This is a genomic window from Tepidibacter aestuarii, from assembly GCF_934924865.1.
GTDB lineage: Bacteria > Bacillota > Clostridia > Peptostreptococcales > Peptostreptococcaceae > Tepidibacter_A > Tepidibacter_A aestuarii.
In genome coordinates this window covers 65103-83269 of record NZ_OW235315.1, presented here as the reverse complement: position 1 = coordinate 83269, position 18167 = coordinate 65103, and the positions used below count along the sequence as shown (strand labels likewise).

Annotated in this window: 11 protein-coding genes and 3 rRNA genes; 1 reads left to right on the top strand and 13 read right to left on the bottom strand. The window is 34.7% G+C overall.

Going from position 1 to position 18167, the window contains the following annotated elements:
- Window positions 1–585 precede the first annotated feature (585 nt).
- The 4 genes from nrdG to M2214_RS00380 form a co-directional block, all read right to left on the bottom strand.
- Window positions 586–1122 carry an anaerobic ribonucleoside-triphosphate reductase activating protein gene (gene nrdG, locus M2214_RS00395; RefSeq protein WP_248481587.1) on the bottom strand — a complete coding sequence of 179 codons (537 nt, stop codon included), beginning with the start codon at window positions 1120–1122 and terminating at the stop codon, window positions 586–588.
- Between the two features lie 14 nt (window positions 1123–1136).
- On the bottom strand, window positions 1137–3491 hold the full coding sequence (locus M2214_RS00390; RefSeq protein WP_248481585.1) for an anaerobic ribonucleoside triphosphate reductase: 2355 nt from the start codon (window positions 3489–3491) through the stop codon (window positions 1137–1139).
- Between the two features lie 220 nt (window positions 3492–3711).
- The gene (locus M2214_RS00385) at window positions 3712–4440 is read right to left on the bottom strand and encodes an AIR synthase related protein (protein ID WP_248481583.1); all 729 of its coding nucleotides are present in this window, start codon (window positions 4438–4440) and stop codon (window positions 3712–3714) included.
- A 3-nt stretch (window positions 4441–4443) separates the two neighbouring features.
- Entirely contained in the window at window positions 4444–5973 is a 1530-nt protein-coding gene (locus tag M2214_RS00380; RefSeq protein ID WP_248481581.1) for a cobyric acid synthase, read from the bottom strand.
- Between the two features lie 228 nt (window positions 5974–6201).
- Between M2214_RS00380 and M2214_RS00375 the strand changes: the two genes are divergently transcribed.
- Complete coding sequence (locus M2214_RS00375) at window positions 6202–7383, top strand: pyridoxal phosphate-dependent aminotransferase (protein ID WP_248481579.1); 1182 nt, start codon at window positions 6202–6204, stop codon at window positions 7381–7383.
- Window positions 7384–8093: 710 nt separating this feature from the next.
- Here M2214_RS00375 and rrf read toward each other — a convergent pair.
- From rrf to M2214_RS00330, 9 genes are all read right to left on the bottom strand, one after another.
- Window positions 8094–8210 (bottom strand): 5S ribosomal RNA (gene rrf / locus M2214_RS00370).
- Window positions 8211–8268: 58 nt separating this feature from the next.
- Window positions 8269–11188: ribosomal RNA gene (locus M2214_RS00365) — 23S ribosomal RNA — on the bottom strand.
- An 87-nt stretch (window positions 11189–11275) separates the two neighbouring features.
- Window positions 11276–12790 (bottom strand): 16S ribosomal RNA (locus M2214_RS00360).
- The 16S, 23S and 5S rRNA genes sit together here, the layout of an rRNA operon.
- A 190-nt stretch (window positions 12791–12980) precedes the next feature.
- Window positions 12981–13163 (bottom strand): hypothetical protein, encoded by a 183-nt coding sequence (locus tag M2214_RS00355; RefSeq protein WP_248481577.1) that lies wholly within the window; start codon window positions 13161–13163, stop codon window positions 12981–12983.
- Window positions 13164–13363: 200 nt separating this feature from the next.
- The gene (gene lysS, locus M2214_RS00350; protein WP_248481576.1) at window positions 13364–14860 is read right to left on the bottom strand and encodes a lysine--tRNA ligase; all 1497 of its coding nucleotides are present in this window, start codon (window positions 14858–14860) and stop codon (window positions 13364–13366) included.
- Between the two features lie 17 nt (window positions 14861–14877).
- A complete protein-coding gene (greA, locus tag M2214_RS00345; RefSeq protein WP_248481574.1) occupies window positions 14878–15357 on the bottom strand; it encodes a transcription elongation factor GreA in 480 nt (159 codons plus the stop codon).
- A 223-nt stretch (window positions 15358–15580) separates the two neighbouring features.
- The gene (gene dusB, locus M2214_RS00340) at window positions 15581–16549 is read right to left on the bottom strand and encodes a tRNA dihydrouridine synthase DusB (protein ID WP_248484921.1); all 969 of its coding nucleotides are present in this window, start codon (window positions 16547–16549) and stop codon (window positions 15581–15583) included.
- A gap of 87 nt (window positions 16550–16636) precedes the next feature.
- Window positions 16637–17407 (bottom strand): type III pantothenate kinase, encoded by a 771-nt coding sequence (locus M2214_RS00335; protein ID WP_248481572.1) that lies wholly within the window; start codon window positions 17405–17407, stop codon window positions 16637–16639.
- 16 nt (window positions 17408–17423) lie between these two features.
- Complete coding sequence (locus M2214_RS00330; protein ID WP_330651527.1) at window positions 17424–18005, bottom strand: ECF transporter S component; 582 nt, start codon at window positions 18003–18005, stop codon at window positions 17424–17426.
- Between the last annotated feature and the right edge of the window lie 162 nt (window positions 18006–18167).

Here is an 18167-nt window from a genome sequence, read left to right as displayed (position 1 = left end):
TCCGAAAATCACTGTTGTGATTTATTTATAACCTACTGTTTAATTTTCAAAGTTCATACGTTGTGTTCATGTGTTTCTCGTTTGCCTCGTTGTTGAGGACAAGTAATAATATATCAGCTATTGAATAATTCGTCAACACTTTTTTTGAAATAAATTTTAAGTTCTATTATTTTCGCATATTTAATTAAGCGGCAAAACGTTTATATTTAAACATTCAAACGGATTTTTTTACATTATACGATTTTTCAAAAAAATTATTATAATTTTATATGAAATAGTCTAAATTAGTCATTAAAAACATTTATTTTAAAGATTAACATGTATATTTTCTTTGATTTTATGACGTGTATACAAAATTTTTTTATAAAAACAACGAATTAATTGGATATTTTTAGTTTTACATCCTATTTTTCAATACAGCATTCCCTATTTAAGAGAAAAAAACTCTATAATTTATTATTTAATCTATGCAAACACTAAAAATGCAAGTTCAAAAATGGCACTCATTTAAATATTATCTTCTTTTAGTTAATATTTGAACGAGTGTCATTATATAAAAATAAAAGAGAGGCTTAAGCCTCTCTTTTATTTTGCTATATCCATATCTTCATTGTAATCCACATGAAGAACAGCTCTTTTTAATTGTAATGACTTTTTAACATCTAATACTCTTTGATTTGATGATCCTCTGTACTTTAAGAGCATACTCTTCTTTTCTTCTACAAATTTGCCATCGATTAATACATCTATCTCATTTAATAGATTCTTCCATTTGAAATATCTTTCATTTTTAATATCGGTTAACTGTTCAAATGTATATCCACTATAAGCCCAAACATCTAGTCCAAGTTTTCTTGCTTCTTTGCATATCTTCACAAGAGCATCTGGTTGTTCAAACGGATCTCCTCCGCTAAGAGTTATTCCCTTTTGTAGCCTCAATTCTTTTAAAGTATCTATTATAGATTCTACTTCTACCTCAAATCCCCCATTAAAATCATGAGTTTGCTTATTGTGGCAGCCCTTACAGTTATGCTTACAACCTTGGGTCCATATTACAGTTCTAAGTCCAGGTCCATCAACTATGCTGTCTGATGTCACAGAAGATGCTAGTCTTAATTTCATAATATCACCCCTTTTTAATTATGTTTTACTCTATCTTTAACCTCAGCTCTTTTGGCATCGTTAAATCTATCTACAGTACCAACTAAGTATCCTGTTATTCTTCTTATTCTTTCGAAGTATATACCATCTTCTCCATCTTTTCTTCCACAAGCTGGACAAGTATCATCTATAACTCCATTAAATCCACAAACTGGATCTCTATCAAGCGGATGATTTATACTTCCATATCCAATTCCAGCTTCCTTCATAGCTCTTACTATACTTTCAAATGCTTCTATATTATCAGATGGGTTTCCATCAAGTTCTATATAGCTTATATGTCCTGCATTAGTAAGCGCATGGTATTTAGCTTCTTTTTCTATCTTTTTGAATGCAGATAACTTATGATAAACAGGTACATGGAAAGAGTTTGTATAATAATCTCTGCTTGTAACTCCTTCTATTTCTCCAAACTCTTTTTTATCTATTTTAGTGAATCTTCCACTTAATCCTTCAGCTGGAGTTGCTATTAAAGAGAAGTTTAATCCATATTTTTCGCTTGCTTCATCCATTTTATCTCTCATGTATTTAATTATTTCAACACCTAAGTCTTGAGCAGAATCACTTTCTCCGTGATGCTCCCCTATCAATGCTTTTAGGCACTCAGCAAGTCCTATAAATCCAACTGTTAATGTTCCTTGCTTTATAACGTCTCTTAAATCATCTTCCCAAGATAATTCTTTAGATCCAAGCCATACACCTTGTCCCATTAAGAAAGGGAAGTTTTTAGCTTTTTTATTTGCTTGTATTTCAAATCTTTCTATTAATTGATCTATTACTAAGTCTATTTTTTCTTGAAGTTCTTTATAGAATCCTTTTATATCAGTTTCTTTATTCTTTAATACTCCATGTTTTATTCCTAATCTTGGAAGATTGATAGTCGTAAACGAAAGATTTCCTCTACCGGTAACTATTTCCTCTCCACATACATTTCCAAGGACTCTTGTTCTACACCCCATGTAAGTAGCTTCTGTTTCAGGACGTCCTTCTTTATAGTACTGAAGATTAAATGGAGCATCTATGAAACTGAAATTAGGGAATAATCTCTTTGATGAAACTTTACATGCTAATTTGAATAAATCATAGTTTATATCTTCTTTATTTAAGTTTATCCCTTCTTTTACTTTGAATATTAGTATTGGGAATATAGCTGTTTCTCCATTTCCAAGTCCTTTTTCTAAAGAAAGTAGTAAGTTTTTACTTACCATTCTGCCTTCTTCACTTGTATCTGTTCCGAAGTTAACGCTTGAAAACGGAACTTGAGCTCCAGCTCTTGAATGCATTGTATTTAGATTGTGTATAAAAGCCTCCATAGCTTGATAAGTTTTTCTATTAGTCTCTCTTAAAGCTTCTTTACTTGCAAATTTTTGTATCTTTAAGCACTTCTCTTCATCTAATCCATATTCTTTAATTAATTCTTGCTTAATTTTATCGTTTATTTCTTTATCTATACTTAAAGATATCTCTTTACTTAAAGATTTTTCTACTTCATTAAATATATCAGTTATAGTTTTTATTTGATCATCTTCAATATCTTTTTCTATACTTATACCTTTATATATATTTTCTATATATGCTCTTTTAAATGTTTTCTTAACTCCGTTTGCCATTCCATAATCGAAAAATGGTATACTTTGACCTCCATGTTGATCATTTTGATTAGATTGAATAGCAATAGCTGCAAGTGCAGAATAACTTAATATATCTTGCGGCTCTCTTAGGTGCCCATGACCTGTTGAAAAACCATTTTTAAACAATTCAGCTATATCTATTTGACAGCAAGTAAGTGTACCCATATTTAAAAAATCCATATCATGTATATGTATATCTCCATCATCGTGTGCTTTTGAATGATTAGGTTTTATGACAAATTCTTTACAAAATTCTTTAGATACTGCACTTCCATATTGAAGCATAGTTCCCATAGCAGTATTTCCATCTATATTAGCATTTTCTCTTTTTATGTCTGCATTATCTGCATCTGAAAAAGTTATTTCTTTTATAGATTGTATCAGTCTTGTTTTTGAATTTCTTATTCTACTTCTTTCAGCTCTGTATAATATATACGCTTCACTAGTTCTTGCATGTCCATTTTTTATTAAAGTTTTTACAACAGCATCCTGAACATTTTCGACAGTTGGCACTTGTCCTATATATTTTTTAGTTAAAAGACTTAATACCTTCTCTGCTAGTTTTTCCGCCATTTCGTAGTTTGCTGTTTTTCCTTCTTTTTGTGCAACCTCACTAGCAGCTAAAAATATAGCTCTCGCTATTTTGTCTTTACTAAAGCTAATTATTCTTCCGTCCCTCTTTTTTACATTTTCAATCATACTACTGCCCCCTTGTACATTATGTAGTGTATATTTACTTTATCCATACCATATATAGTGTCGTCAATCAAAAAAAATACCCTTTAACCTCGTTAAAGGGTCTTCGTATATTTGCTATATTTAGATTATCAAAATTAATCAAATTAGTCAAACATGCTCAAAGTATTGAAATTACAAGTTCATTTTTTTGAAAGCAAGTATTTATAATGGGTCTATTTTTTTATGAAATTTTTCCTAAAATTTTTATAGGGCAGTTTATATTTCTTTTTAATTCGTCTATATAATCTTCTGAAATAGTTGTTATTACACATGTAGACGGTCCAGCTGGTTTATACAAATCAATTTCAATATCATTGTAATTTATACTCATATTAGTTATTTTTTCTATAATAGAGCATTCATGTTTTATTCCTTTAGAACCTACAGGTATTATAGAAGTTATATAGTTTAAATCCAATAATTTTTTGAATTCATAAAATGATATTATTTCTTGATCATTATTTATATCTATTTCATTTCCTACCTTAGGTAAACCTATAGAAAGTACCAAACTCCCACTCTTCACACTATGGTTTAATTCTTCTTTTTTCATTATTCCAATTGCCGTTGTTCCTAAGAATGTCTGAAGAGTTTTAAAATTTTCTTCTGTGCTCCCATTTATAGGTATATCTAGATTGATATCATTCAAAAACCCTTTTATACCATCGATTATTGCTTTTCCTCCATCGTCCATAGATACTCCTAAATTATCTACTATAGCTATCGGTTTTGCTTTAACAGACATTATTTCCATTAAAGCTACTCTAGTTGTAAAATAAGATACAATACCTAGTGGAACTTTTATTTCATCTAGTTCTTTATTCCCAACACCTGCACATGAATCACATGATATAACCATATATTCATCTTTATTTATATCTATAAATGTCAAATCTCTATAGTTTTTCAACTACTATTCCTCTCCCTTTAATATAGAGTATATTTTGTCCATATCAAGGTTCGATCTAACTATATTAGCCAATTTATCGTATTCTTTCTCTTTAAATTCTTTAAACGATTTAACTTCACTTTGTATTTCATCTAATCCTCTATCTTTTCTTATGTTATTTAATAACCCTCTTGTAAAGTTTATATTATCGAATATTCCATGTATGTAACTTCCTGCCACATTACCTTGTAAATTTATAGCTCCTTCTAACTCATCTATATTTTGGTTCATTCTTTTAATCATTTTATTTAAACTTCTAGACTCTTTTCCTACTACACTTCTTCCCATATGTATTTCATAACCTTCAACTTTCATCCCTTCAAGTGAAGATAGCAATCCTCTTACATTATTTTGAACAACAGCCTCTACTTGTGTAGTTATTTTTTCTCCTTCAAATGTAGTTTCTATATCTAGAAGTCCAATTCCATCTATTTCTTTTATTCCACATTCTATTCCATCTGGATCGTATAATTTCTTTCCTAAAATTTGATACCCTCCACAGATACCAAATATTAATTTCCCTTTTTTATGTAAATCCTTTATTTCTCTTTCAAGCCCACTTTCTCTTAAATAAATAAGATCCTCTATTGTATTCTTACTTCCAGGTATTATTAATATATCTGGATCACCTATAGATTCACCCTTCATAACATATCTCAAGTTAACATCTTCTTGAGTTTCAAAGACGTTTAGGTCTGTAAAGTTAGAAACGTGAGGCAGATATAAAACTTCTATATTAATTTCCCCACTTTCCTTTGATTTTTTATTTCTAAATCTATCTGTCAAACTATCTTCATCTTCTATTTTAAGATTGCTGTAAGGTATAACACCAAGAACCGGAACCTTTATTATATCTTCAATCATTTTTATTCCTGGCTTTAGTATTTCTACATCTCCTCTAAATTTATTTATTATGACTCCCTTGACTCTTTTTCTTTCTTCTTCTGTTAAAAGTAGCATAGTACCTGCTAATGATGCAAATACTCCCCCTCTATCTATATCTCCAATTATTATAACAGGTGAGTCTGATAGTTCTGCCATTCCCATATTTACTATATCATTTTCTCGTAAATTTATTTCAGCGGGACTTCCAGCTCCCTCTAGAACAACTACATCATGTTTATTTTCTAGCTGATCATATATATCTTTTATCATATTTGAAAGCTGTGGTTTAAATTTGTGGTAAGTAACAGCATCCATATTATCATATACTTTTCCATTTATTATCACTTGAGATTTTTTGTCTGTTGTAGGTTTTAAAAGTACAGGATTCATTCTAACATCAGGCTCTAATCCTGCTGCTTCTGCTTGGAATACTTGAGCTCGTCCCATCTCATCTCCATCTTTTGTTATAAATGAATTAAGAGCCATATTTTGTGATTTAAAAGGTGCTACGCTTAATCCATCTTGCTTAAATATTCTACAAAATGCAGCTGTAAGTAAACTCTTTCCTACATTAGAAGCTGTTCCTTGAAGCATTATAGATTTTCCCATTATTTAATCCCCCTTGTATTTTATATTTATTTAAATTTGATATATAAATATTAACATTTTTAATTAAGTTAATCCAATTATATTATAACTTATATATGTTCATATGGTTAATAAGTTTATATTCATTATAAAAAAATTCGATTACATATAAAAAATAATATTATATTTAATATAACAATATTAGTATGCTATAATTTATTAAACTAAATCTAATCGAGGAGTGATTAAATGATTTCTAACAAATTGAAAAATATAACACCATCTTATACTATAGGTATAAGCTCAAAAGTAGCTAAGCTTCAAGAAAAAGGTTTTGATATATCTAATTTAAGTATAGGGGAACCCGATTTTAATGTTCCTACAAAAGCCAAAGAGGTAGCTATTGATGCCTTAAATAATAATAAGACTAAGTATGATATTGTTTCGGGTCTTAATGAATTAAAGCATGAAATTATAAAAAAGTTACAACACGAAAATAATGTGGATTATAATTTAGATGAAATAGTTGTTTCAAGCGGAGCAAAACACGCTATAACTAATACTTTGATTTCAATATTAAATCCAGGTGATGAAGTTTTGGTTCCTAAACCATACTGGGTTAGTTATCCTGAAATGATAAAATTATGTTCAGGTGTGCCGGTTTTTGTAGATACTGATAAAAAAAATAATTTCAAGATAACTGTATCTGATATAAAAAGACATATAACATCTAAAACAAAAATGTTATTCATATCTAATCCATCAAATCCTACTGGAGCTATTTATACAAAAGAAGAGCTTGAGAATATAGTTGATATATGTATTGAAAACAATATATATATACTATCAGATGAAATTTATGAAAAAATATCTTATGAAGATAATTTTGTTAGTATAGCATCTTTATCTAATGAAGCTAAAAATATAACTATAACTATAAACGGTTTTTCTAAATCTGCAGCCATGACTGGTATGAGAGTTGGTTATTCTGCTTCAAATAAAGCTATTTCTAAGGCCATTTCTACAGTTCAAGGACATCTAGTTTCACATCCATCTACTATATCTCAATGGTGCGCATATGGAGCCTTAAAATACTGTTTAAATGATATAGATGATATGGTTAAAATATATAAACAAAAAAGAGATTTAGCCATAAATATGCTCTCTAAAATAGACTATATAGACTATATTCATCCACAAGGTGCTTTTTATATGTTTATAGATATTTCTAATTTAAAGTCTAAACTTGATTATAAAGATAGTTTTTCAGTTGAATTCTGCGATAAGCTTTTATCTAATAATAATGTAGCAGCAGTTCCTGGAATAGCATTTGGAATGGATGATTATATAAGAATTTCTTATGCTTGTAGTGAAGAAAATTTAGTTAATGGAATTAAAGGTATTGAGGAATTCGTTAAATCTATAATCTAACCTATAAACCCAATCATAATATACTTCTATAGTGTATAAGCTAAAAAATATACTTATTAAAATACCGCTCATATATCAAATATTTAAATAAAACTAATCATTACAGCTTATTAAATATCCTAAAAGTTCTAAACTCGCTGTGCTCAGACAACGAACTTTCTTAACGGATATTCAAACACTGTAATGCAAGTTTTATTGAAAAATATTTAGTAAATTCGCTAACATTTTAATAAGTATATTTTTTTAATATTCATACTGCTATCGCAACTTCTATAGATAACCGTTATTTCTTAAAGCGATAGCTTATTTTCTATATCTATATTTCCTATTAAAAAAAGTAAGCTTACGCTCCTCCAAGGAATCTAAATATTTTTATCTTTTTATACAAATTTTATCTCTTCAAATAGCCACGTAATATCTTTTATCTTTAATCGTTAGCTTTATTGGTATATCTACATACTAAAAAGATGGTTATTTAAATGTTAGTGAATCTTTTAAATAGATTTCAATAAAACTTGTGTTGTATCGTTTAAATATACGTTAAAAAATTTCTTATGTCTGAGCCTTAGCGAGTTTAAGAGATTTTAGTATATTTAATAAGATAGAACATTTAGTTTTATAAATCTATTTAATGCATTCACGGTATTTAAATAACCATCTTTTTCGATTAACCTCTATGCAATAAATAAAAAAGCGCATAAAAAAAGATTACGTGGCTACGTCCTACTCTCCCAGGGGGCTGCCCCCCAAGTACCATCGGCGCTAAGGAGCTTAACTTCTGTGTTCGGAATGGGAACAGGTGTATCCTCCTTGCTATAATAACCACATAATCTTTTAGTTTTAAGTATTAAGATTAATACTTTCAAAATTGATCAGATTTAAAATTTGGTTAAGTCCTCGATCTATTAGTATTCATCAGCTGAACTCATTACTGAGCTTACACCTTGAACCTATCAACCAGGTAGTCTTCCTGGGATCTTACTCATAAAGATGGGAAATCTTATCTTGAGGTTGGCTTCGCGCTTAGATGCTTTCAGCGCTTATCCATTCCATACATAGCTACCCAGCTATGCCACTGGCGTGACAACTGGTGCACCAGAGGTATGTCCATCCCGGTCCTCTCGTACTAAGGACAGCTCCTCTCAAATTTCCTACGCCTGCGACGGATAGGGACCGAACTGTCTCACGACGTTCTGAACCCAGCTCGCGTACCACTTTAATGGGCGAACAGCCCAACCCTTGGGACCTACTACAGCCCCAGGATGTGATGAGCCGACATCGAGGTGCCAAACCTCCCCGTCGATGTGGACTCTTGGGGGAGATAAGCCTGTTATCCCCAGGGTAGCTTTTATCCGTTGAGCGATGGCCCTTCCACGCGGAACCACCGGATCACTAAGCCCGACTTTCGTCCTTGCTCGACCTGTATGTCTTGCAATCAAGCTCCCTTTTGCCTTTGCACTCTTCGCACGATTTCCGACCGTGCTGAGGGAACCTTTGGGCGCCTCCGTTACATTTTGGGAGGCGACCGCCCCAGTCAAACTGTCCACCTGACAGTGTCCCAAGACCAGATTCATGGTCTATGGTTAGAATCTCAATATTACAAGGGTGGTATCCCAAGGATGACTCCACGAAAACTGGCGTTCTCGTATCTCAGTCTCCCACCTATCCTGTACATGTAATATCGAAATCCAATGCCAGGCTACAGTAAAGCTCCATGGGGTCTTTCCGTCCTGTCGCAGGTATCCGGCATCTTCACCGGAATTACAATTTCACCGAGTCTTTTGTTGAGACAGTGCCCAAATCGTTACGCCTTTCGTGCGGGTCGGAACTTACCCGACAAGGAATTTCGCTACCTTAGGACCGTTATAGTTACGGCCGCCGTTTACTGGGGCTTAAGTTCAATGCTTCGACTAATGTCTAACACATCCCCTTAACCTTCCAGCACCGGGCAGGCGTCAGCTCCTATACATCGTCTTTCGACTTAGCAGAAACCTATGTTTTTGGTAAACAGTCGCTTGGGCCTATTCTCTGCGGCCTCTTCGGGCATACACCCTAATGAGGCACCCCTTATCCCTAAGTTACGGGGTCATTTTGCCGAGTTCCTTAACAAAAGTTCTCTCGCTAGCCTTAGAATTCTCTTCTCACCCACCTGTGTCGGTTTGCGGTACGGGTACCTTTAATCTCAGTAGAGGCTTTTCTTGGCAGCATGAAATCGACTACTTCGCTACTTAAATTTCGCTCCCCATCACACCTCAGGATTGCACCGACGGATTTGCCTATCAATGCTCCCTTAATGCTTGGACCTACATATCCAATAGTAGGATAGCCTATCCTTCTGCGTCACCCCATTCTTCAAACGATTATCGGTAGTACAGGAATCTCAACCTGTTGTCCATCACCTACGCCTTTCGGCCTCGGCTTAGGTCCCGACTAACCCTGAGCGGACGAACCTTCCTCAGGAAACCTTGGGTTTTCGGCCCGTAGGATTCTCACCTACGTCTCGCTACTCATGCCAACATTCTCTCTTCACTGCAGTCCACTAGTCCTTCCAGTCTAGCTTCAACCCGCAGTGAATGCTCCCCTACCCATTGACAAAGTCAATGCCGTAGCTTCGGTAGTAAGTTTTAGCCCCGATAATTTTCGGCGCAGGATCACTCGACCAGTGAGCTATTACGCACTCTTTGAATGAATGGCTGCTTCTAAGCCAACATCCTGGTTGTCTGTGCAATCCCACATCCTTTACCACTTAACTTACATTTAGGGACCTTAGCTGACGGTCTGGGCTGTTTCCCTCTCGACTATGAATCTTATCACCCACAGTCTGACTCCCAAGCAAAAGATAAAGGCATTCGGAGTTTGATAGTCTTCGGTAACCCACAGGGCCCCTAGGACATTCAGTGCTCTACCTCCTCATCTCTAAGCTTGAGGCTAGCCCTAAAGCTATTTCGGGGAGAACCAGCTATCTCCGAGCTCGATTGGAATTTCACCTCTACCCACAGCTCATCCCCGCACTTTTCAACGTGCGTGGGTTCGGACCTCCACGAAATTTTACTTTCGCTTCATCCTGGCCATGGGTAGGTCGCTCGGTTTCGGGTCTACGACAAGTAACTGAATCGCCCAGTTAAGACTCGCTTTCGCTACGGCTCCAGACCCTAAGTCCTTAACCTTGCTACTTATCGTAACTCGTTGGCCCGTTCTACAAAAAGTACGCGGTCACACTAAAAATGTGCTCCCACAGCTTGTAGGCATAGGGTTTCAGGTTCTATTTCACTCCCCTTCCGGGGTTCTTTTCACCTTTCCCTCACGGTACTATACGCTATCGGTCACCAAGAAGTATTTAGCCTTGGGGGTGGTCCCCCCAGCTTCCCACAGGGTTTCACGTGTCCCGTGGTACTCTGGAGTATGCTCGAAAGTCTTCTTGTTTAATCTACAGGACTATTACCTTCTATGGTGGGTCTTTCCAAACCTCTTCGACTACAATACCTCTTTCTTGTGAGCATATCCGCAACCCCTATGAAGAAAACTTCATAGGTTTGGGCTCTTCCCCTTTCGCTCGCCGCTACTTAGGGAATCGATTTTTCTTTCTCTTCCTCGAGGTACTTAGATGTTTCAGTTCCCTCGGTTCCCCTCCTTAGACTATGTATTCATCTAAAGATACCTAGACATTACTCTAGGTGGGTTTCCCCATTCGGAAATCTCCGGATCAAAGATTGCTTGCATCTCCCCGAAGCTTATCGCAGCTTACCACGTCCTTCATCGGCTCTTGGTGCCAAGGCATCCGCCCTACGCCCTTAATAACTTAACCTAAATTTATTTAAATCTGTTCAATTTTCAAAGTACTAATTTTGAGGAATAAACCCTCAAAATTAAACAGTAGGTTATTTCTCCTTAGAAAGGAGGTGATCCAGCCGCACCTTCCGATACGGCTACCTTGTTACGACTTCACCCCAGTCATTGATTTCACCTTCGGCAGATTCCTCCTTACGGTTGGATATCTGACTTCGGGCGCCCCCAACTTCCGTGGTGTGACGGGCGGTGTGTACAAGACCCGGGAACGCATTCACCGCGACATTCTGATTCGCGATTACTAGTAACTCCAGCTTCATGCAGGCGAGTTTCAGCCTGCAATCCGAACTGAGACTAGCTTTAAGAGATTAGCTTGACCTCGCGGTTTCGCAACTCTCTGTACTAGCCATTGTAGCACGTGTGTAGCCCTAAGCATAAGGGGCATGATGATTTGACGTCATCCCCACCTTCCTCCGAGTTATCCTCGGCAGTCTCTCTAGAGTGCCCATCCAAAATGCTGGCAACTAAAGATAAGGGTTGCGCTCGTTGCGGGACTTAACCCAACATCTCACGACACGAGCTGACGACAACCATGCACCACCTGTCACCTCAGTCCCCGAAGGGAAAGCTTCGATTAAGAAGCGGTCTGAGGGATGTCAAGCTTAGGTAAGGTTCTTCGCGTTGCTTCGAATTAAACCACATGCTCCGCTACTTGTGCGGGTCCCCGTCAATTCCTTTGAGTTTCACTCTTGCGAGCGTACTCCCCAGGCGGAGTGCTTAATGCGTTAGCTGCGGCACCGAGGGGGTAACCCCCGACACCTAGCACTCATCGTTTACGGCGTGGACTACCAGGGTATCTAATCCTGTTCGCTCCCCACGCTTTCGTGCCTCAGCGTCAGTTACAGTCCAGAGAGCCGCCTTCGCAACTGGTATTCCTCCTAATATCTACGCATTTCACCGCTACACTAGGAATTCTACTCTCCTCTCCTGCACTCAAGCCCTGCAGTTTCAAAAGCTTACTACGGTTGAGCCGTAGCCTTTCACTTCTGACTTACAAGGCCGCCTACGCACCCTTTACGCCCAGTAATTCCGGATAACGCTTGCCCCCTACGTATTACCGCGGCTGCTGGCACGTAGTTAGCCGGGGCTTCCTCCTAAGGTACCGTCATTATCTTCCCTTAGGACAGAGCTTTACGACCCGAAGGCCTTCATCGCTCACGCGGCGTTGCTGCATCAGGGTTTCCCCCATTGTGCAATATTCCCCACTGCTGCCTCCCGTAGGAGTCTGGACCGTGTCTCAGTTCCAGTGTGGCCGATCACCCTCTCAGGTCGGCTACCCATCGTCGCCTTGGTAAGCTTTTACCTCACCAACTAGCTAATGGGACGCGGGTCCATCCTATACCGCTAACGCTTTGACATTTCTAAGATGCCTTAAAAATGTGTTATCCCGTATTAGCATATCTTTCGATATGTTATCCGTGTGTATAGGGCAGGTTACCCACGCGTTACTCACCCGTCCGCCGCTAAGATTAAAAAGCAAGCTTTTTAATCTCCGCTCGACTTGCATGTGTTAGGCACGCCGCCAGCGTTCATCCTGAGCCAGGATCAAACTCTTAAATAAAAGTTTGTCAGTACTCAGTAAACTGACTTAATGTGTTTTTCCGAAAATCACTGATGTGATTTATTTATAACCTACTGTTTAATTTTCAAAGTTCATTTCTCGTTCGCCTCGTTGTCGAGGACAAGTAATAATATATCACCTTTAAAACTTTCCGTCAACACTTTTTTAAAATATTTTTTGATTTTATTTTTTATTTAGCTATTTTATCAGTATAACTTGACGTTTTAGAGTATTGATTTTGATGAGATTCTCTCCTTTTTCTTTTAACGGTTTTATTTCCTTTTACATCAGATAAAGCATTGAAGTAAAGAAAAATCATTACTTGGGCCACAAGAGATACTATACATATTAGACATATCCAATTTATTAACATCTCACTCCCTCTTTTCTTAATATTATATAAAATATTTAATATATAAAATATTTAATCTAAATTTTCACATTCTTATTACATTCTCTATAATATCATACTTTCCTCTATTAATTAATATTCAAATTTCAACATTTTCCCCCATTTATTTCATTTGATAAAAAAGTCCCAGACTTTATCAAAGTCTGGGAGTGTATATATTCCTATTCTTCTGTATTCTCAGCTTTATCTACTATAGGTTTCATAGTTGGGAATAATATTACGTCTCTTATAGAGCTTGAGTTAGTTAAAAGCATCATAACTCTATCTATTCCTATTCCTAATCCACCTGTAGGCGGAAGACCTACTTCTAATGCATTTAAGAAATCTTCATCTAACATATGAGCTTCGTCGTCTCCTAATTCTCTTTGTCTTAATTGAGCCATGAATCTTCCTCTTTGGTCAATAGGATCATTAAGCTCAGAGAATGCATTAGCTATTTCCCAAGTGTTTACAAATGCTTCAAATCTATTAGTTATAGATGGATCTTCTGGATTACGCTTAGCAAGAGGAGATACCTCTACTGGATGATGAGTTATAAATGTAGGTTGAATTAAATGCTTTTCTGCATATTCTTCAAATAAATCATTTATAACATGTCCTCTTGTCATTTCTGGCTTTATTTCTAATCCTTTTTCCTTTGCTATTTTCACAGCTTCTTCATCTGTCTTGATTTCATCAAAATCAACACCAGCATATTGCTTTACGGCTTCTTGCATAGTCATTCTATTCCATGGCGGAGTAAAATCTATCTCAGTACCTTGGTAATTAATTTTAGTAGTACCAAGAGCATTTTGAGCAGCATATGCAACTATATTTTCAGTCATTTCCATCATATCTTTGTAATCAGCATAAGCTTCATATAATTCTATACAAGTATACTCAGGGTTGTGCTTTATAGACATTCCTTCATTTCTAAACATTCTACCCATTTCATATACTTTCTCAAATCCACCAACTATTAATCTCTTTAGGTAAAGCTCATTAGCTATTCTTAAGTACATATCTATGTCTAAAGTATTGTGGTGAGTTATAAATGGCTTAGCAGATGCTCCACCAGCTATAGTGTTAAGTATTGGCGTATCAACTTCTAAATACCCTCTATTGTCTAAGTATTCTTTAATAGCTTTTGTAGCCTTATTTCTTATTAAGAAGGCTTTTTTAACTTCAGGATTAACTATTAAATCTACATATCTTTGTCTATATCTTAAATCTGGATCTTTAAGTCCATGGAATTTTTCTGGAAGTATTTGAAGTGACTTACTTAAAAGCTTTACTTCATTCGCCTTTACAGATATTTCTTCTTTTTTAGTTTTAAAAACTTCACCTTTTATTCCAACTATGTCTCCTATGTCGTAAGTTACAAATAGATCATAATCCTCTTCACCTATTCTATCTTTTCTAACATAACATTGGATTCTTCCATCTTGATCTTGTATATCAACAAAAGATGCTTTACCTTGAACTCTTTTGCTCATTAAACGTCCTGCTATTGAAACTTCTTTTCCTTCTAATTCTTCAAAGTTATCTTTTATATCTATACTGTGGTGAGTTAAGTCGTATTTTTCTACTTTGAAAGGATCCTTATCCATTTCTTGAAGTTTTGATAACTTTTCTCTTCTTATTTTGAGCATTTCATTTAAATTTAATTCTTCAGCCATTTAATTTCCCTCCATATTTATCTTTTTATTTCTAAAATCTCGAACTTAGCTATTCCGTCAGGAACTTGAACTTCTACTACTTCTCCTACTTTTCTTCCTAAAAGAGCTTTTCCAACAGGAGATTCATTAGAAATCTTAAATTCATATGGATCTGCTTCTGCTGAACCCACTATAGTGTACTCTACAACTTCATCAAAGTCGATATCATTTACTTTAACTACAGAACCTATAGTAACTATACTCAAATCTATTTTACTTTCATCTATTATAACAGCTTTTCTAACCATATTTTCAAGCTTTAATATTCTCTCTTCAAGTTGAGCTTGTTCATTTTTAGCCTCATCATACTCTGAGTTCTCAGATATATCTCCAAAAGATATAGCTATCTTGATTCTTTCTGCTACTTCTTTTCTTCTTACCGCCTTTAAAAACTCTAATTCTTCTTCTATTTTATTATAACCTTCTTGAGTTAATAATACCTCTTTATTAGTATCCATTTCCCCACATCTCCTTTTTTATTCAGATTTATACAATCCGATTTATTTTAAATTTAATTAATAGTAAGTTTCACTCTATTCAAAAGTCACTTACACAACTAGAAATTCAGTTGGATCAAAACTTCCATCTGAATTAGGTTTTGCTTTATGTTAAATAAATAATGTTTGATTTAAATTGAATATTATTTTAGCATTTGCGAAATATTATAAATTACTATTTTTGCTATGTCAAGGACTCTTCTAAATAAGATGTTAATTTATCCTTAACTTTTTCATAACTTTCAAGTCTATTAATTTCGTCTCTGACTTTAGCAGATCCTTTAAGACCTTTCAAATACCACCCTAAATGCTTTCTCATTTCTCTTATACCTACATACTCACCTTTTAACTCTATTGACATATTTAAATGTCTAATAGCTGTAGTTAGTTTTTCCTGTTTAGTAGGCTCAGGAAGTAATTCTCCTGTTTTCATATAATGCGAAACCCTCTTAAATATCCACGGGTTTCCCTGTGATCCTCTTCCTATCATTACAGCATCACAATTTGTCTTTTTTATCATATTAACAGCATCTTCAACTTCAAATATATCCCCATTTCCTATTATAGGTATACTAACAGCTTCTTTTACATCCTTTATTATATCCCAGTCTGCTTTTCCTGAATAGAACTCTTCTCTTGTTCTACCATGAACAGCTATAGCACTAATACCTGCATCCTCTGCTATTTTTGCTATCTCAGTAGCATTAATACTTCTATCATCCCATCCTTTTCTTATCTTAAGCGTAACTGGCTTTTGAGAATTCTTAACTACTTCTTTTAGTATATCTGATGCAAGTTTTGGGTTTTTCATAAGAGCTGATCCATCTCCGTTTTTCACTATTTTGGGAGCAGGGCAACCCATATTTATATCAAGCAATTCATTTGGATACTCATTTAATATATATGCAGCCTTTCCCATATACTCAACCTCTGATCCAAATATTTGAACATTAACAGGATGTTCTTTAGGATTTATTTTAAGCATAAATTTTGTATTATCATCATCATAGCAAAGAGCCTTGGCATTTATCATCTCTGTATATAATAGACCACAATCCATTTCCTTACATAAAAGTCTAAATGGAAGGTCTGTAACTCCAGCCATCGGAGCTAAGAATACTTTATTATCTATGCCTACATTTCCAATTTTCATAAAATCACCTTCATTCATTTGCAATTTATTAATATAGTTTCCTTTATAGACAAAAAGAATTGGGCTTTTGACCCAATTCAATTATAGCTATTCCTTATTTCTATCATATATTATTCTAAGACCTTCTAATGTCAAAAACTTATCTACACAATCTATGCTATCAGATTCTGAAGCTATAAGTGTAGATAACCCTCCTGTTGCAACCACCTTTACATTATCGCTCTTAAGCTCTGATTTCATCTTTTTAACTATATTATCTACAAGACCTGCATATCCATATATTATACCTGATTGCATAGCCGATACAGTATTTTTACATATAGTCATTCCAGGTTTTATAAGCTCTACTCTAGGAAGTTTTGATGCTTTTTGGAATAAAGCTTCACTAGATATATTCACTCCCGGACATATAGTTCCTCCTAGATATTCTCCTCTATCAGATACTGCACAAAATGTCGTAGCTGTTCCGAAATCAACTAATATAAGAGCTGTTTTATATTTTTCATATCCTGCAACAGCATTAACTATTCTATCTGCTCCTACCTGCTTTGGATTATCATATTTTATATTTATACCGTTCTTTACTCCAGGACCAACTACTAAAGGTTCTCTCTTACAGTATTTCTTTGAAAAATTTTCTAATGCATGCATTACATTAGGTACTACAGACGATATTATAACGTCTTTTATATTATCAAATTTAATATTTTCATAGTTAAATAAATTATTTATAAGCATTCCATATTCATCTGAAGTTTTATTCTTATCTGTGCTTATTCTCCAGTGATGTTTTAATTTTTTTCCGTCATAAACCCCTAATACTGTATTTGTATTTCCTACGTCAAATACAAGTAGCATATTACTTACCTTCTTTCTATTTTGATATGAACTTAAGTCCTCTCATTACGCCTATTACTATTAAAATAGCAACTATCATCTCTGGTGTACCATTAGTTATTCCTATTCCCATGATTATTTTACCTACTGAACTTATATCTTGTCCTATAGCTTCAACGAATCTTACTCCATAAAGTAAGTAAATCATAGAAAGAACTCCTACAGTATTGGTTAATGTCCCTATCGCTCCAGTAAAAGCTACTGCCAATGTATCATTTTTTATTATTTTTTTGATTGATGCATAAGAATAATAAGATACTATACCAATTAGCACTCTTGGAACTACAGATACTAATGGATTCCAAAATACAAATGATACTACTGTTGGACTTGTTATACTTTGTATCATACTAAATATACCGAATATAAGGCCGACAATAGCTCCAACTAAAGGACCCTCAATCATAGCTGCAATAATTACTGGTATATGCATTATAGTGGCCTTAGTAGGTCCTATAGGTATAAATCCTAGTGGTGTCATCCCCAGTACTATAGAAATAGCTCCTAGCATTCCTATAACTGTCATTTTTTTTGTTGTTAAACTTTTTGTAGCAATCAATTTCTACACCTCCGGTTCTAGCTCATATAGATGCCAGACTTTTTTTTTATTTAATTTAATTTCATACTGATATGGTCAGACTCTTATTTAGATGTCAGCCATAACTATTTAATTTTATCAATATTGTATACAAGTTTCAACAGTGAATTTTTGATTATTTAA

Bases quoted from the DNA above. Each gene is read 5' to 3' on its own strand.
- nrdG (WP_248481587.1), bottom strand. From the start codon at position 1,122: ATGAAATTAAGACTAGCATCTTCTGTGACATCAGACAGCATAGTTGAT.
- M2214_RS00390 (WP_248481585.1), bottom strand. From the start codon at position 3,491: ATGATTGAAAATGTAAAAAAGAGGGACGGAAGAATAATTAGCTTTAGT.
- M2214_RS00380 (WP_248481581.1), bottom strand. From the start codon at position 5,973: ATGGGAAAATCTATAATGCTTCAAGGAACAGCTTCTAATGTAGGAAAG.
- M2214_RS00375 (WP_248481579.1), top strand. From the start codon at position 6,202: ATGATTTCTAACAAATTGAAAAATATAACACCATCTTATACTATAGGT.
- M2214_RS00355 (WP_248481577.1), bottom strand. From the start codon at position 13,163: ATGTTAATAAATTGGATATGTCTAATATGTATAGTATCTCTTGTGGCC.
- lysS (WP_248481576.1), bottom strand. From the start codon at position 14,860: ATGGCTGAAGAATTAAATTTAAATGAAATGCTCAAAATAAGAAGAGAA.
- greA (WP_248481574.1), bottom strand. From the start codon at position 15,357: ATGGATACTAATAAAGAGGTATTATTAACTCAAGAAGGTTATAATAAA.
- dusB (WP_248484921.1), bottom strand. From the start codon at position 16,549: ATGAAAATTGGAAATGTAGGCATAGATAATAAAGTATTCTTAGCTCCG.
- M2214_RS00335 (WP_248481572.1), bottom strand. From the start codon at position 17,407: ATGCTACTTGTATTTGACGTAGGAAATACAAATACAGTATTAGGGGTT.